This is a genomic window from Sphingobium cupriresistens LL01, assembly GCF_001046645.1.
Classification (GTDB): Bacteria; Pseudomonadota; Alphaproteobacteria; order Sphingomonadales; family Sphingomonadaceae; genus Sphingobium; species Sphingobium cupriresistens.
In genome coordinates, this window is record NZ_KQ130440.1 from 20,464 (window position 1) to 32,148 (window position 11,685).

Annotated in this window: 16 protein-coding genes and 1 pseudogene; 13 read left to right on the plus strand and 4 right to left on the minus strand. The window is 60.1% G+C overall.

The window, feature by feature from the left end:
* The first annotated feature begins 61 nt into the window (after window positions 1-61).
* The 10 genes from V473_RS21385 to V473_RS21425 all read left to right on the plus strand — a co-directional run bounded on the left by V473_RS21385 (window position 62) and on the right by V473_RS21425 (window position 4,890).
* Complete coding sequence (locus V473_RS21385) at window positions 62-319, plus strand: FitA-like ribbon-helix-helix domain-containing protein (protein ID WP_029623224.1); 258 nt, start codon at window positions 62-64, stop codon at window positions 317-319.
* On the plus strand, window positions 316-741 hold the full coding sequence (locus V473_RS21390; RefSeq protein WP_010408958.1) for a type II toxin-antitoxin system VapC family toxin: 426 nt from the start codon (window positions 316-318) through the stop codon (window positions 739-741). The genes V473_RS21385 and V473_RS21390 overlap by 4 nt, the downstream gene beginning before the upstream one ends.
* A complete protein-coding gene (locus V473_RS21395; protein WP_148648490.1) occupies window positions 734-1,096 on the plus strand; it encodes a hypothetical protein in 363 nt (120 codons plus the stop codon). The genes V473_RS21390 and V473_RS21395 overlap by 8 nt, the downstream gene beginning before the upstream one ends.
* A complete protein-coding gene (locus V473_RS23755; RefSeq protein WP_148648491.1) occupies window positions 1,093-1,404 on the plus strand; it encodes a hypothetical protein in 312 nt (103 codons plus the stop codon). The genes V473_RS21395 and V473_RS23755 overlap by 4 nt, the downstream gene beginning before the upstream one ends.
* Window positions 1,404-1,985: a recombinase family protein gene (locus tag V473_RS21400; protein ID WP_010408953.1), complete on the plus strand. Its 582-nt coding sequence runs from the start codon at window positions 1,404-1,406 to the stop codon at window positions 1,983-1,985. Before V473_RS23755 ends, V473_RS21400 begins: the two co-directional genes overlap by 1 nt.
* 309 nt (window positions 1,986-2,294) lie before the next feature.
* Entirely contained in the window at window positions 2,295-2,633 is a 339-nt protein-coding gene (locus V473_RS21405; protein WP_010408952.1) for a single-stranded DNA-binding protein, read from the plus strand.
* A gap of 216 nt (window positions 2,634-2,849) precedes the next feature.
* Window positions 2,850-3,524, plus strand: coding sequence for a ParA family protein (locus V473_RS21410; protein ID WP_010408950.1), 675 nt, complete (start codon window positions 2,850-2,852; stop codon window positions 3,522-3,524).
* A complete protein-coding gene (locus V473_RS21415) occupies window positions 3,521-3,868 on the plus strand; it encodes a hypothetical protein (protein WP_010408947.1) in 348 nt (115 codons plus the stop codon). Before V473_RS21410 ends, V473_RS21415 begins: the two co-directional genes overlap by 4 nt.
* A gap of 128 nt (window positions 3,869-3,996) precedes the next feature.
* Window positions 3,997-4,353, plus strand: a complete 357-nt coding sequence (locus V473_RS21420; RefSeq protein WP_148648492.1) for a hypothetical protein — start codon at window positions 3,997-3,999, stop codon at window positions 4,351-4,353.
* A gap of 201 nt (window positions 4,354-4,554) precedes the next feature.
* On the plus strand, window positions 4,555-4,890 hold the full coding sequence (locus V473_RS21425) for a hypothetical protein (protein ID WP_148648493.1): 336 nt from the start codon (window positions 4,555-4,557) through the stop codon (window positions 4,888-4,890).
* Here V473_RS21425 and V473_RS21430 read toward each other — a convergent pair.
* Entirely contained in the window at window positions 4,887-5,144 is a 258-nt protein-coding gene (locus tag V473_RS21430) for a hypothetical protein (RefSeq protein ID WP_066609282.1), read from the minus strand. The two genes, V473_RS21425 and V473_RS21430, sit on opposite strands and share 4 nt — an antisense overlap.
* 471 nt (window positions 5,145-5,615) lie before the next feature.
* On the opposite strand from V473_RS21430, the gene V473_RS21435 reads away from it, so the two are divergent.
* From V473_RS21435 to V473_RS21445, 3 genes and pseudogenes are all read left to right on the plus strand, one after another.
* Entirely contained in the window at window positions 5,616-6,203 is a 588-nt protein-coding gene (locus V473_RS21435; protein ID WP_066609283.1) for a ribbon-helix-helix domain-containing protein, read from the plus strand.
* Between the two features lie 389 nt (window positions 6,204-6,592).
* Window positions 6,593-6,877, plus strand: a pseudogene (locus V473_RS24655) (relaxase/mobilization nuclease domain-containing protein); the annotation flags it as partial.
* A 794-nt stretch (window positions 6,878-7,671) separates the two neighbouring features.
* Entirely contained in the window at window positions 7,672-8,169 is a 498-nt protein-coding gene (locus V473_RS21445; protein WP_066609285.1) for a hypothetical protein, read from the plus strand.
* Between the two features lie 413 nt (window positions 8,170-8,582).
* Here V473_RS21445 and V473_RS21450 read toward each other — a convergent pair whose 3' ends face one another.
* The 3 genes from V473_RS21450 to V473_RS21460 all read right to left on the minus strand — a co-directional run bounded on the left by V473_RS21450 (window position 8,583) and on the right by V473_RS21460 (window position 11,569).
* On the minus strand, window positions 8,583-9,296 hold the full coding sequence (locus tag V473_RS21450) for a DUF2490 domain-containing protein (protein WP_082679274.1): 714 nt from the start codon (window positions 9,294-9,296) through the stop codon (window positions 8,583-8,585).
* A gap of 72 nt (window positions 9,297-9,368) precedes the next feature.
* Window positions 9,369-10,601 (minus strand): chromate efflux transporter, encoded by a 1,233-nt coding sequence (gene chrA / locus V473_RS21455; RefSeq protein ID WP_174525681.1) that lies wholly within the window; start codon window positions 10,599-10,601, stop codon window positions 9,369-9,371.
* Complete coding sequence (locus V473_RS21460; RefSeq protein WP_234422447.1) at window positions 10,598-11,569, minus strand: chromate resistance protein ChrB domain-containing protein; 972 nt, start codon at window positions 11,567-11,569, stop codon at window positions 10,598-10,600. The genes chrA and V473_RS21460 overlap by 4 nt, the downstream gene beginning before the upstream one ends.
* Window positions 11,570-11,685 lie beyond the last annotated feature (116 nt).

An 11,685-nucleotide genomic window follows, 5' to 3' on the forward strand; every position in this document is an offset into this window, starting at 1 on the left:
GTTGACATCCTCGCCCTGAATGATAGCATTTCTTGATTATGCTATCACGGAGGCGAGCGACATGCCAGCTTTAACGATCCGCAATATTCCGGACGACATTCACAGAGGGTTGAAAGCCCTGGCGGCGAAGCATGGCCGGAGTGCGGAGGCCGAGGTGCGAGAGCTGATCGCTTCCGCCGTCTTTCCTTCCCAGCGCCAGCGTCTCGGGACAGCGATGACCGACGTTTGGGGTTGTGTCAGGCTTACCGAGGATGAGGCTCAAATCATTGATGGCGCGCGCGATCGCGCGCCGGCCAAGCCGATAGGCTTTGAAGAATGATTGTGCTGGATACCAACGTCATATCGGAAATGACGAAGCAATCGCCTTCGCCTGCTGTCGTTGCGTGGTTGGACGCGCAGCGCGCAGAGACACTTTATCTTTCGGCCATCACAATCGCAGAAATCAGATTCGGGATTGCCTGTTTGCCGGAAGGCAAAAGGCGGGACGCTCTTTTGCGGGCCTTTGCTTGCATAGAGGATCTATTCGCAGGCCGCATCCTGGCATTTGATAGCGAAGCCGCGCGACATTACGCCGAGCTGGCCGCTTCCGCGCGCCGCATGGGGAACGGCTTCCCGACACCGGACGGCTATATCGCGGCCATCGCGGCAGCGCACGACTATGCCGTGGCGACACGCGACGTTGCGCCGTTTGAGGCGGGCGGCGTGCCGGTCATCAATCCATGGGAGAATGATAATGGCTAATACCGATAATGGTGGTGGTCCTGAATGGGACGACATGATTGAAGCCGTCATGGACTCGATGCCTCAGAGGCTATCGAATAGAGAATGGCGCTCCGTAAACGAGAGCGTGCATACTATCATTAAGGCTTATGTTGGCGATATATTTGAGCGGTCATCAATCGGTTTTCTTAAGTCGCGCGAGGGAAAATCGGAAGTTCGTCTATGGATGAGCATCGGGCAGGATTGTGTCGATTTTCAGAAGGGCTTTGATACCGAGAAAGCAATTGCCAAATCCTATTCGCTTGAAGGGCTGAAACTGGCCCGCGATGTTCTCAACGCCCGCATTGAGGAAATGGAGCGGGAGGGATGCCCATGAAACTGGCCAATTTCATGCAAAAACTTCATGCAGCGGGGTTTGAAATCACTGTGATTGATAGCGAAATCCCTCTTTGGATGGTGGCATTAACGACACCGGAGGAAGTGGAGCGCGATGAAGGCGGTACGTGCTTCAATGGGATTCCCATTTGGACGGGTGATCGTTGGAATATTTGCATCCAGACTACCACGCCTGCTGTCCACTCCTCTGAATGGTATCGGCATTTCCATGCCGAATTAGCGCAAGCTGTATGTGATGAGGATGCTGATGGCCGAAAGGTGACGCCCAAAAATCTGGGAGACGATTAATGAAGATCGGGTATGCCCGCGTCAGCACTGGCGAGCAGAACCTAGCGTTGCAGATCGACGCCCTGCGCGCCGCTGGTGCCGAACGGATCTTTGAGGACAAGGGCGTAAGCGGCTCCACCGTGTTCAAGCCAGCCTACGGCGATATGTTGCGCCACGCGCGAGCTGGTGACGAAATCATGGTTTGGCGGCTCGACCGTCTAGGCCGCTCTCTCCCTGGCCTGATTATCGAACTAGAAATGCTGGGAAGCCTTGGCGTCGGGTTCCGATCACTCACGGAGCAGATCGAAACGGTGACACCGGCAGGCCGGTTGTTTTTCCATATGGTTGGGGCATTTGCCCAATTTGAGCGTGATGTAATCCGCGAGCGCACCAACGCGGGGATTCAAGCAGCGCGCCGCGCTGGTAAGAAGCTGGGGCGGCCTGTGTCGATCAATGAGGATCAATGGAAACAGGCCAAGACGCTGCTGGCTGAACCTCACAAAATGAGCGTGGTGGCAGTCGCGGGTCTGTTGAATGTCACCCGCCAGGCCATCTATAAACGGCTCAGCGCTGAGAAACTGGCCGAACCAGTCGAGGCTTGATCCATGGAATACCCCCCTGCCCTTCCCTTCGATTAGCGCACTCCCCTTAAGCGTCGCCTTTCCTTGGGCAGCTACCTAGGCCGGTGATGAATGTGCGAGCGAGCATATCCCCTCGTGCTCGTCACTGCTGATTGACGCACCTGGGCGGCTCCCCCTGCCTCATGCGGGATCGGACCTTCGGCCCCAAGCAGAAAACCACCGCTACGCGCCAACGGTTTCCGCAAGCGGACCCTCCGTTTTTCAGCTTGCCCGCGTCAGGGGGGCCGCCCCTCCAAAGTGCGTCAGCAACGACAGCACGAAGGAACGGACATGCAGAACATCGCTGAATTTCGCATCATCGGTCGCATCGGTAGCACGGAGATCAAGGAAAAGGTGGCAACGCTCGACGTTGCAGCAAACTACGGCCGCAAGGTCGGCAACGATTGGGAGGACGATACCCATTGGAACCGCGTCACCTGTTTCGGCAAGAATATCGAGCGCGCAGCCAAGATGGCCAAGGGCGACTTGGTGCATATCACTGGTCGCATCCGCCAATCCCGCTACGATCGCGAGGGCCAGACCGTTTACGGCGTTGACCTGATTGTTGATCGCTTGGCCGTGATCGCGAAGAATGGCCGCCCCGCCGATGACGATCGCGACGAGGATTGAAGCGTGCGGGCGGCGCTACGCGCCGCCCATTACATTACATGCAAATCAAATTACATGCACATACATGCAATGCTATGTGCAGGCATGTAAATGGCATTGCAAGGCTGTCATTGCCATTAAATGGCTTTCCAAGGCTTTCAAGTGTCAGTATGATATGCGCATGCCTTTGCTGTCTCATGCAGGTTCGGGGCATCCTATGAATGTAAAGGAAAGCAAATGGCAGTCATCGCCTTGGCATCCCCGAAAGGAGGTTGCGGCAAATCCACAACGGCAATCGCGTTGGCCGGTGCATATGCCGAGCAGGGCTATACCGTCAGGATCATAGATGCCGATCCCCGCCAGCGTGTCATGCGCTGGGGCGAGGCGGGGCAAACTGGTCCACAGATCGCGGTCGTAAGCGCAAAGGCAGAAACGATTGTTGCAACGATCCGTGCCGCCGAGAGCGAGGCGCAAATTGTCATCATCGACGTGGAGGGAAGCGCGAACATGGTTGTTCCGTTTGCCATCGCCCACGCCAATTTCGTCATCATCCCGGCTAACCCATCAGCGGCGGACGTGGAGGACGCTATCGCAACCGTGCGCGTCGTTCTGGACACCCCAAGCAAGCACGGACGCAGTGTTCCTTACGGGCTGCTATGGACGCGCGTTTCAACAGGGTTCCAGTCTCGCGAGTTTGCGGCGCTTGCTGGGCAACTCGCAGAGGCAGGGGTGCCGGTGATCGGCCAGTTTGTCGAACGCACCGCCTACAAGTCACTGTTTTCATACTGCACCACATTGGATCAGCTCCCGCGCGACGAAGTGCCGGGCACCGACAAGGCGCGGGCCGAGGGGGCCGCGCTTGCGAACGCAGTGGCCGACGCGATTTTGGCCGATCAGGAGAAAGCCGCATGACCGAGCCGCAAAAGCCTCAGAGGCGCAACCTGGGCCTGCCTCTGGCATCGGTGCGTAGTACGGCAACGGAGACGCCTGCGGCCGACGACAGCGCCAGGGAGACCGCGCTGCGTCACGGGTTCGACAATGTGCCGATCGCGGCGAGCGAGGTAGATCGCCTGAGAGCCAATCAGAACAGCGAACCACCGCGCCGGAAACGTGGGGCAGGGCGGTCGATGCCCTTCTCGGTGAAGCTCTCGCCCGCCACGATGGAATACATATACGAGGTGGCAAACTCGCGCGATATTCCCTTGGCACAGGTGATCGAGGAGCTTGTGGAGGCTCATCGAGAGGTCGCAAAGTGATGCGCCGTCGATGACGATCAACGAGAACGGGGAGGGCAGGGCCAACCCCTAAAATGGCGGGCGAGGCCGTTGGCTGGAACCAGCGACCCCGCCCTAATCACAACCGCAAAATTGGAGCTTTGCGAATCATGACTGACACCACCCTACCGAATCCGCATCCTGCGAGCGATGCAGCTTGGACCGTTGTGCTTGCAGATTATCGAGCCGCAGTTACGAGCTTTCATGCCGAGGTGAGCCGCGCTGCCGCTGCCGGTGACGACATTGACCAGGCCACCGCCGATGCTCACGCATTTGCAGCCGTCGCGCTTATCGGGACGCCGGCAACGCATGTCGTGCAGATCGGCCAGAAGATCAGAGCAGCCGACAATCTGGTAAATCTCGGGCAGCTCTATCCCAACCTCGCAGAGATCCTTCTGAGGGACGTGCTTGGCTTGATCGGGATCACGAGCGGGGATGATCGACTATTGCCGTATCCGCTTCACTGAGACGAGGGCGGCCAGCGCGATGTGCTGGCCGCTACGCGGCTCCGGTGAACCTATAGCAAGGCGACTGTGACGCAGAGCCGTTGCAGAAACCAACCAGAAGGATCATGACCGGGGCGCGTGCCAGTGTCATTCGGCTCGCTGATCCTTCCCCGTCATCGCAGCGCCCGTCTGTGGTGAGGGCGCAGGCTGACGGAGAAGAACATGACCGCATCGACCATCATTGCTGACATTCCTACCGGCCTCATCGTCGTTACCGGCCTTGTGATGCTGATCCTCGCTGTTCGCTTCCGTGGCCCTATGTCGATCGCTTTCGCAATCCTCTGCCTGTTCGGAACTTGGAACGCGGGAGAGGCACAGCCCGTCCTAGCGGCTATCATGGGCATTGTGCTTTATGGCGGCCTAGCCATCATCGGAAGCATCTTTGGAGGTCGCGGCGAGCTGGACCACGAAGCCCGATCCGGGGACTATGACTATGCCGCCGAGCAAGCGCGCCTCGCCAGCGAGTATCATCGCCGCGACCGGGAAAGCCGCTTTTAGTCTCCAGACAATCCGACCAACGCCGCAGCCACTTTCGCCGCACCATGCTTCGCAATGGCGGCGGCAATGGCGCGTGCGTCCGAGCGATCCAGTTCAGGAATTTTGACACGTTCTAGTGCCGCCAGAAGCACAGGGCGGCCCGCATCGCGCAATGCGTCCTCAGCCTCCTTTTCGCGCTGAACAATGGCCGCCAGCGCAGCCTCAAGTTTGACGCGCTCTTGCTTGATGCTTTCAAGGGCAGGGGACTTTGCCATGAGATAGATTCCTTCGTTGTGGTCGAGCTATTGGGTGGTTTGAGCTGGGATTGTGTCGATGGGATCAGCCATCATCACCAGACTATCAGCCTATCACGGCGGCACATGCGAGGCCGAGTTTGCACCTAGTCCGCCTTCTCTAACCGACATTTCAGGACTGTTCTATTCTTGTCGCGAAGAATGTCCAGACCGTGTGCGATGCGTTGAATCTTGAAATCCTAATTCCAGAAACGCGCGGCAAAGCCGCTCCTTTTCTCTCTGCGACGATCCAGCCAGGCGCGCCGATGGGCTTTGGTCGAATAGCGGTTGCCAAAAAGTGCATCCCCCCCCCGTCCACGTCTTTTTGGTTTTGCTTGAGGGAGGGGCATGCGAGTGGTAAGGGAAGGATAGAGATTGTAGTTCGCAGGATAGCACGATCGACAGCATTGTAACACAATGCACTCTATGGTGTCCGCTGCACGGGGCTTAAGAATGGCGCATCTGACGTTGCGAGTTGAAGACGAAATTGCGGAAGCCATCGACATGCTGGCGAGAGCGGCAGGCATGACCCGCAGCAAGTGGATCAACCGTGCTATCCGCGATGCCTTGCCTGCTCGTCCCGACGAGGTGCGAGACGTACCAACAGTTGCAGGCGCCTCTAAAATGCTATCGCTTCGTTTGCCCGCTGACGAGTTGGCGGCCATTGATATGGTCGCAGCCAAAGCGGGCATGACCCGTTCGCAATGGGTCAAACGTACATTGCGTTGGCAACTCTGGACGAAGGCCGGCGAGCTGCGCCTCGCGCCTAGCAGCTATCGTTCGATCATGAAGATCGTCGGCCAGGTGCGCGCTATAGGCTATTCGCTCAATCAGGCCGTGAAGGCGATGAACGCTGCCAACCGTCCAGAAAGTCCGCTCTTGATCGAGCAGGTTGCGCCGCATGTCATCGCGATGGAGGGGCGACTTTCGGCAACCATTAAAGAGGCGAATGCCACCCTTACTGCTATCGTGTCAGGGGAGGTTGATTACTGGACTGGGAGGGGCACCACGTCCCCTATCGCCGATGAGGTTCAGCCGTGAACGGCTTTGAGTTTTCCGATCAGACCCTTGAGGATTTGGAGCGGGTGCAGGGTGCGCGTGGGGCTGGGCGTGGCCAGGTTGACCATCGGGGAAACCGTGCTCTCTCTCGCGACTTAGGCAGTCTGATGCGCGCGCCGGGGCAACTCGCTTCTAGTGCCGCCCGTGCCGCTTCGCGCAGCCGTGGAGATCGAAGCGCACGGGCCATTGAACAGCTTGGTCGAACTGCCAAGCGCGCGCCTCAAGTCGTCGTGAAGATCACTAGCCGCATCCATGGCGCAGCCAGTACCGTTGGCGCGTTTACCTACGCCGGTCGCATCGGCATGTCCGATCAGGAGCCTATCGGGATCGAAACCAGCGAGGGCAAGGAGCTGATGAGCGCACAGGATATGATGGTCCTGGCGCGTGAATGGCAACAGTGGGAAACGGCGGACGAAGCGCGCCGCAATGGTGCGACAGCTATCGCCATGGTGTTCTCTATGCCTCCCGGCACTGACCCCGAAAAGGTCCGTGAGGCGGTGCGCGATTTTGCGGAAACCGACCTTTCAAATCGTCGCTGGGTGATGGCCCTCCATACGGACGAGGCGCATCCTCATGTCCACCTTATCATAGCTGGCCGTGATAATGACGGACGCCGGTTCAACCCTAACCGCGAGTTCCTGCAACAGTGCCGTGAACGCTTTGCGGAGAACCTTCGGGATCGTGGTGTTGAAGCCGACGCCACCAAGAGGATGGCTCGCGGCTACCCTCCCAAGCAAGACCCCACGCCCGTTCTAAAGATGCGTGAACGTGGCGCGGAGCCAGTCGCGGATAAGGGGAGATTGGCCGTCATCGGTGGACAGGCGCCCGATGCCGCGCGGCGCCTTGGTGAGCGCGAGAGGGAGCGGAGCAAGACCGTCGCGAACCATGTTTCGGTACGCGAAATCTATGTGCGTGCGGCGGCAGAATTGGAGGCTCATGGCGGTTCTGCCGAGACAGATCGAGCAAAGGCGCTTCGCGCATTTGTGGAGGCTATGCCGGCGCCCGCCAACGCCCGCGCGGAGATCATCGAGCGCCTGCGTACCGGCAATGCGCTGCCTAAGGACTTCGCGCCCGATCGCGAGCTTGAGCGGCTTAAGGCTCGCGTCCAGCAGTGTGATGCTGAACAGCGAACCGCCGCCCTGGACAGGATTGAGCGGGCAACCGGGAGGATCAAATCTGTTTCTGCCGAGCTGAAAGGGAGCGACAACAAAGCCGGGGCAGGGGAGGGGGAGCCGACCGTATTCGACCGTATTCGTGCCAAGTCGGCCGAGCTGAAGAACGACAGCGTACCTCCCAACGCCTCACCCGACCGTGCGCTTGCTAGCGCCCGTGAGCGGCTACAGGCTATGCAGCGCAAGATGGATAAAACCATCAAGGATCGCGCGCAGGATAAGGATCGAGATCGCAGCCAGGACCGCACTCGCGATCCCGATAGGGAAGGGCCGGGCCGGTGAATGGCGACGAATTATTGGGCGCTTTGCTTGAGCAGATCGGGACGCTGGCCGAAGGTGTGCAGGCGGTCATGGAGAACCAACAGGCGCTATCCGCGAAGCTGGATGAGCAGGCGTCGAGCTTGGCCGCTATCGGCGTTGCAGTGGGATTGACCTACCTTGCCACGGGGACCGAAGAGCCGCTTCCCGTCGATGTTCTTGAGGATCGCGCCTTCGCGCGTTTCCTCGACAACTACCCGCTTGATGGCCCCCCGATCATGGGTAAGGCGGCAATGGATGAGCACCTGGCGCGATTGGATCAGATCGACCCAGTTCGCCTTGCAGCAGGCTTCCGCGACCTTGAGCGGCAAACGCACCTGTCCATGATCGAGCGCGTCCGCAACAGGCAGATCGAGCGCGTAGCGCGCGAGAAGCATGGCGATCTTGAGGCCATAGAAAAGGGGCGCGCCGTAGCCGGCACGCCCCCTCGTGAGACAGATCGCGGAGATCAGGGTTAAGGCCCCTGTGCATTACTCGGACACAGATTCACGGTAGCGGCTTGATAAGCAGTGGCATGAGGCCGTTGGCATCGAGATCGAGGCGATCGGACCAGACGTAATCGCTGGCGAGATTGATGCCCGCCATAATCATCCTTTTGCTCTTTGAGGAAACGTAATTTCACCCCGGCCTGCCCTTACGGTGTCAGTGAACCCACCGTTTCGCGCATCGTGGCCGAACACCGGCAAAGCATCGAAGTCAAATCGGCGTAAGCGCTCGCGGACAGCGATGAATGGTGGTTCTGCTTTCGAGCCGAAAGATGCAGAAGCCTTCGTTGTTGCGGTGTCATAACCGTTCGGTTGTGACACTTGGCGAGATTGCCCATAAGAGCCGCAGCCCGAACCGCAATTCGTCTGCGTCCGGGCTTGCTTGGCTAAAGCGCCACGAAAAGGGTCGCGCTCAGCACGTGGTTGGTGCGATCTTCTCCGCGCCGAAAGACGTGCTGGTTCAGGTAGCCCGGTTCTAATCGCATTCGGGGCGCGACAGGTACGCCGACTCCGACGAAAGTACGCCACTGGTCCACGCCGTCACGGGCACCCCAGCTCGTCGAGTTCAGGTTAAAAAATCCTTCGGTGAAGGCGACTGCCTGCACTGTTCCCTGGCGCGCGATCGGCACCTGCACCCGGACAAACTGTCGCAACCGCCACCCGGTATCATCTCGACCCTCCAGCATGCGCTGTTCGAGCCGCGTGCGACTGATGAGAAGGGGGGTCCCGTTACCATTCCGCACGACGGCGAATTGCACCTGCTGCCAAAGCCTGTGTTCGTTCGTGATCCGGCCGCCTTCCGGGTCGGTACGGATATAGGCGTAACCCGCGATTGCATGAGCGTCGGGTGCTATCCTCGCGCCGATCGCGGTCCGTGCAATGAACTGGCTGCCTCCCCCGACGTCATCGGTCGCGCGCCCCTGAGCTTCGAGCCATAGAAAGAGGTCGCCGCGAACCGGTCCTGTGGCGATCACTGATCCCCATGCCTGGATGTCGTCCTGCGCGTGGGCGGGAGAACCGATGACCGCGCTCGCCAAACAGGCGAGAAGAAGCGGGATATATCGGACGTTCGGCATACCCATTTTACTGCTACCCTTCATATGCACTGCTCCAACCCGGACATGCGTTTAGACGTTGCTTCAGACTTGAGATCAGGGGGCGTCGCTATCCCATCAGGTCAGGGTGAACGCTCCGACCGCGGCCCCGATAGCCAGAACGACAGGCGTGGCGAGCTTGCTTTTCCAGCGGTACATGACGGCAAGCGCGACGCCAAAGATGAGCAAGCTCGCGATCGGGTTTGGTGTTCGCGTGGCCGTGGTCTGGGCAAGATCGATCACCGTCACCACGATCAGACCGACGACACCTGCCGCCACCCCGGCCAGGAATAGCTGGAGGCGTTTGTGCTCGACGACGGCTTCCAGGCGATCGTAGAACAGGAGCGAAAAGGCGAATGCGGGCAGGAACATGCCGGCCGTCATTGCCAGCGCACCGGCCAGCCCGCCGCTGATCCAGCCTACAAAGGTCGCAAAGATCACTAGCGGCGCAGGCAGAATGCCCGACAGGCCGAGGCCATCTAGGAATTGTCCATCGGTCATCCAGCCTTGGCCCACCGTGTCGTGCCGGATGAACGGGATTGCTGTGTACGCTCCACCGAACGTCAGCAGGCCGCCCTTCAACCCCGCCCAGAAAAGCGCGGCCATCGTAGGAGCGGATTCCCGCACGCCGGTCGTCGTCCCCGCCAGGGCCGTGCCACCCGTCCAGGTCAGGGTCGCCGCGCCGATCGCGAGCGCCACCACGACCGCGGCGAGTGCGTAACGGCCGGTCGAACCGAGCGCATAGACTGCACCGGCGGCGAGAAGCACAATCCAGAAGCTGACCCCGGCGAGCGACGCGACTGCGGCTGCGATGGCGGTCGCCCATAGCCACGGCCCGAGCAGGATGTGCTCGCCGATGCGGTGGATGGCGCGCACGATAACCGCAATGACCGCCGCTTGGACGCCAAGGAAGATGGCGCCGAACACGGTCCCCTGGATCGGTAACCGTGTATAGGCCCAGGCGAGCGCGAGCATAAGGACAAGTCCCGGCAGCATGAAGCCTAGCCCGGCGAGGACACCTCCCAGACGGCCCTTGGCACGGATGCCGAGATGGACGCACAGCTCATGCGCCTCCGGTCCGGGCAGCACCTGCATCACGGCCAGGAGCTTGTTGAACCGGTCGCTTGGAATCCAGCGTTCCTCATCGACCAGCTCGCGCCTGATCATGGCGATCTGCGCCACCGGACCACCGAACGCCATCATGCCGAAACGGAGGAAGCGCAGGAACAGCGCGGGGTAGCTCAGCTCAGGTGGCCGAGCTTCTCCGATGACCGAGCTTGTGGGGGCGAAATCACCGATATGTGCCATCATCCAGCCCCCTGTCCGCCACGTTGTTTGGTGAAATGCGCGTGGAAACCATCGAGCGCGCCCGAGCCTTGGGCAATCCGCTCCACGTCATCATCCGTTCCCGCGCAAATGCCGTTGACCAACGCGGCGATTCCGGCCGCTTCCGGTCGGCCGAACTTGCCATCCGCAATGTCGAGGTCATGGATAATCTCGGCTAGCGCGATCAGCGCCCGGTCGGCATCGAGACCGGTTCGATATACCAGTGTTTCGAAGGAGCAGCGGTCGCCCTCGTGCGTGAACTCCGCGTCTGCCATGTCGAAACGCAGTTCTTCCGGCTCGGGCACGTAGCCTTTGCCGTCCACGAACTTGAAGCTGGCTTGCGGATCGATGAACCGGCGGATCAGCCAGGCCGACGCGATGCGGTCGACATGGACATGCCGGCGCGTGACCCAGGTGCGGCCCTTCAGCTCCGCGGGCGTCAGCTCCAGCGCGCCCGTCCCGCTTACGTCCGGATGTTCATGGACGCGGCGGTCTGCGTCGGCGAGGGCGGCCAGGACAGCCTGTCGCCCGTGCGCGCCGAAAAAGTCGATCGCGGCGATCTCGTCCAGACGCTTTCTAAGCCGCCGGGTATCCGCCAGGGCCACCTCGCCGCCTTCGGTCAACGAGCGTAACTCACGCGCCAGATCGTCATAATCGGCGTCGCGGGCCGCGTCGAACATGGCGCGAAGTTCCGCACCGGTCATGCCTTCGACAAGCCGGGCCTCCAGGATCAGTGCCTCGCCGCCTCCGTTTGTGATTTCCGCTCGCAACTCCTCGAACAGCGCGCGCGTGTCGGGACGCAGGGGTAGCGCGTGGACTGCGTTCTTCAGCGGAGCAGAACCGATCGCCTGCAAGCGCCGCCACACCCGCACGCGCAGATAGGCCGGCTTGGCCGGTAGCTGCGGGATCAGCAGCAGCCAGTCATGTGGCTTGATAAGTGGATCGTCAGTCATGCGGCATTCTGTATCACAATAATAAATCTAACGTACACTTGTATCATTTCACATCACAAGCTAAATGTTGTCCGGAAAATTCGTGGTGCACATCATAGGGTCGCGAGCATTCGCGA

What these genes read in the sequence shown, in the direction of transcription:
- V473_RS21385 (WP_029623224.1), top strand. Translation starts at nt 62, where the DNA reads ATGCCAGCTTTAACGATCCGCAATATTCCGGACGACATTCACAGAGGG.
- V473_RS21390 (WP_010408958.1), top strand. Translation starts at nt 316, where the DNA reads ATGATTGTGCTGGATACCAACGTCATATCGGAAATGACGAAGCAATCG.
- V473_RS21395 (WP_148648490.1), top strand. Translation starts at nt 734, where the DNA reads ATGGCTAATACCGATAATGGTGGTGGTCCTGAATGGGACGACATGATT.
- V473_RS23755 (WP_148648491.1), top strand. Translation starts at nt 1,093, where the DNA reads ATGAAACTGGCCAATTTCATGCAAAAACTTCATGCAGCGGGGTTTGAA.
- V473_RS21400 (WP_010408953.1), top strand. Translation starts at nt 1,404, where the DNA reads ATGAAGATCGGGTATGCCCGCGTCAGCACTGGCGAGCAGAACCTAGCG.
- V473_RS21405 (WP_010408952.1), top strand. Translation starts at nt 2,295, where the DNA reads ATGCAGAACATCGCTGAATTTCGCATCATCGGTCGCATCGGTAGCACG.
- V473_RS21410 (WP_010408950.1), top strand. Translation starts at nt 2,850, where the DNA reads ATGGCAGTCATCGCCTTGGCATCCCCGAAAGGAGGTTGCGGCAAATCC.
- V473_RS21415 (WP_010408947.1), top strand. Translation starts at nt 3,521, where the DNA reads ATGACCGAGCCGCAAAAGCCTCAGAGGCGCAACCTGGGCCTGCCTCTG.
- V473_RS21420 (WP_148648492.1), top strand. Translation starts at nt 3,997, where the DNA reads ATGACTGACACCACCCTACCGAATCCGCATCCTGCGAGCGATGCAGCT.
- V473_RS21425 (WP_148648493.1), top strand. Translation starts at nt 4,555, where the DNA reads ATGACCGCATCGACCATCATTGCTGACATTCCTACCGGCCTCATCGTC.
- V473_RS21430 (WP_066609282.1), bottom strand. Translation starts at nt 5,144, where the DNA reads ATGGCAAAGTCCCCTGCCCTTGAAAGCATCAAGCAAGAGCGCGTCAAA.
- V473_RS21435 (WP_066609283.1), top strand. Translation starts at nt 5,616, where the DNA reads ATGGCGCATCTGACGTTGCGAGTTGAAGACGAAATTGCGGAAGCCATC.
- V473_RS21450 (WP_082679274.1), bottom strand. Translation starts at nt 9,296, where the DNA reads ATGAAGGGTAGCAGTAAAATGGGTATGCCGAACGTCCGATATATCCCG.
- chrA (WP_174525681.1), bottom strand. Translation starts at nt 10,601, where the DNA reads ATGATGGCACATATCGGTGATTTCGCCCCCACAAGCTCGGTCATCGGA.
- V473_RS21460 (WP_234422447.1), bottom strand. Translation starts at nt 11,569, where the DNA reads ATGACTGACGATCCACTTATCAAGCCACATGACTGGCTGCTGCTGATC.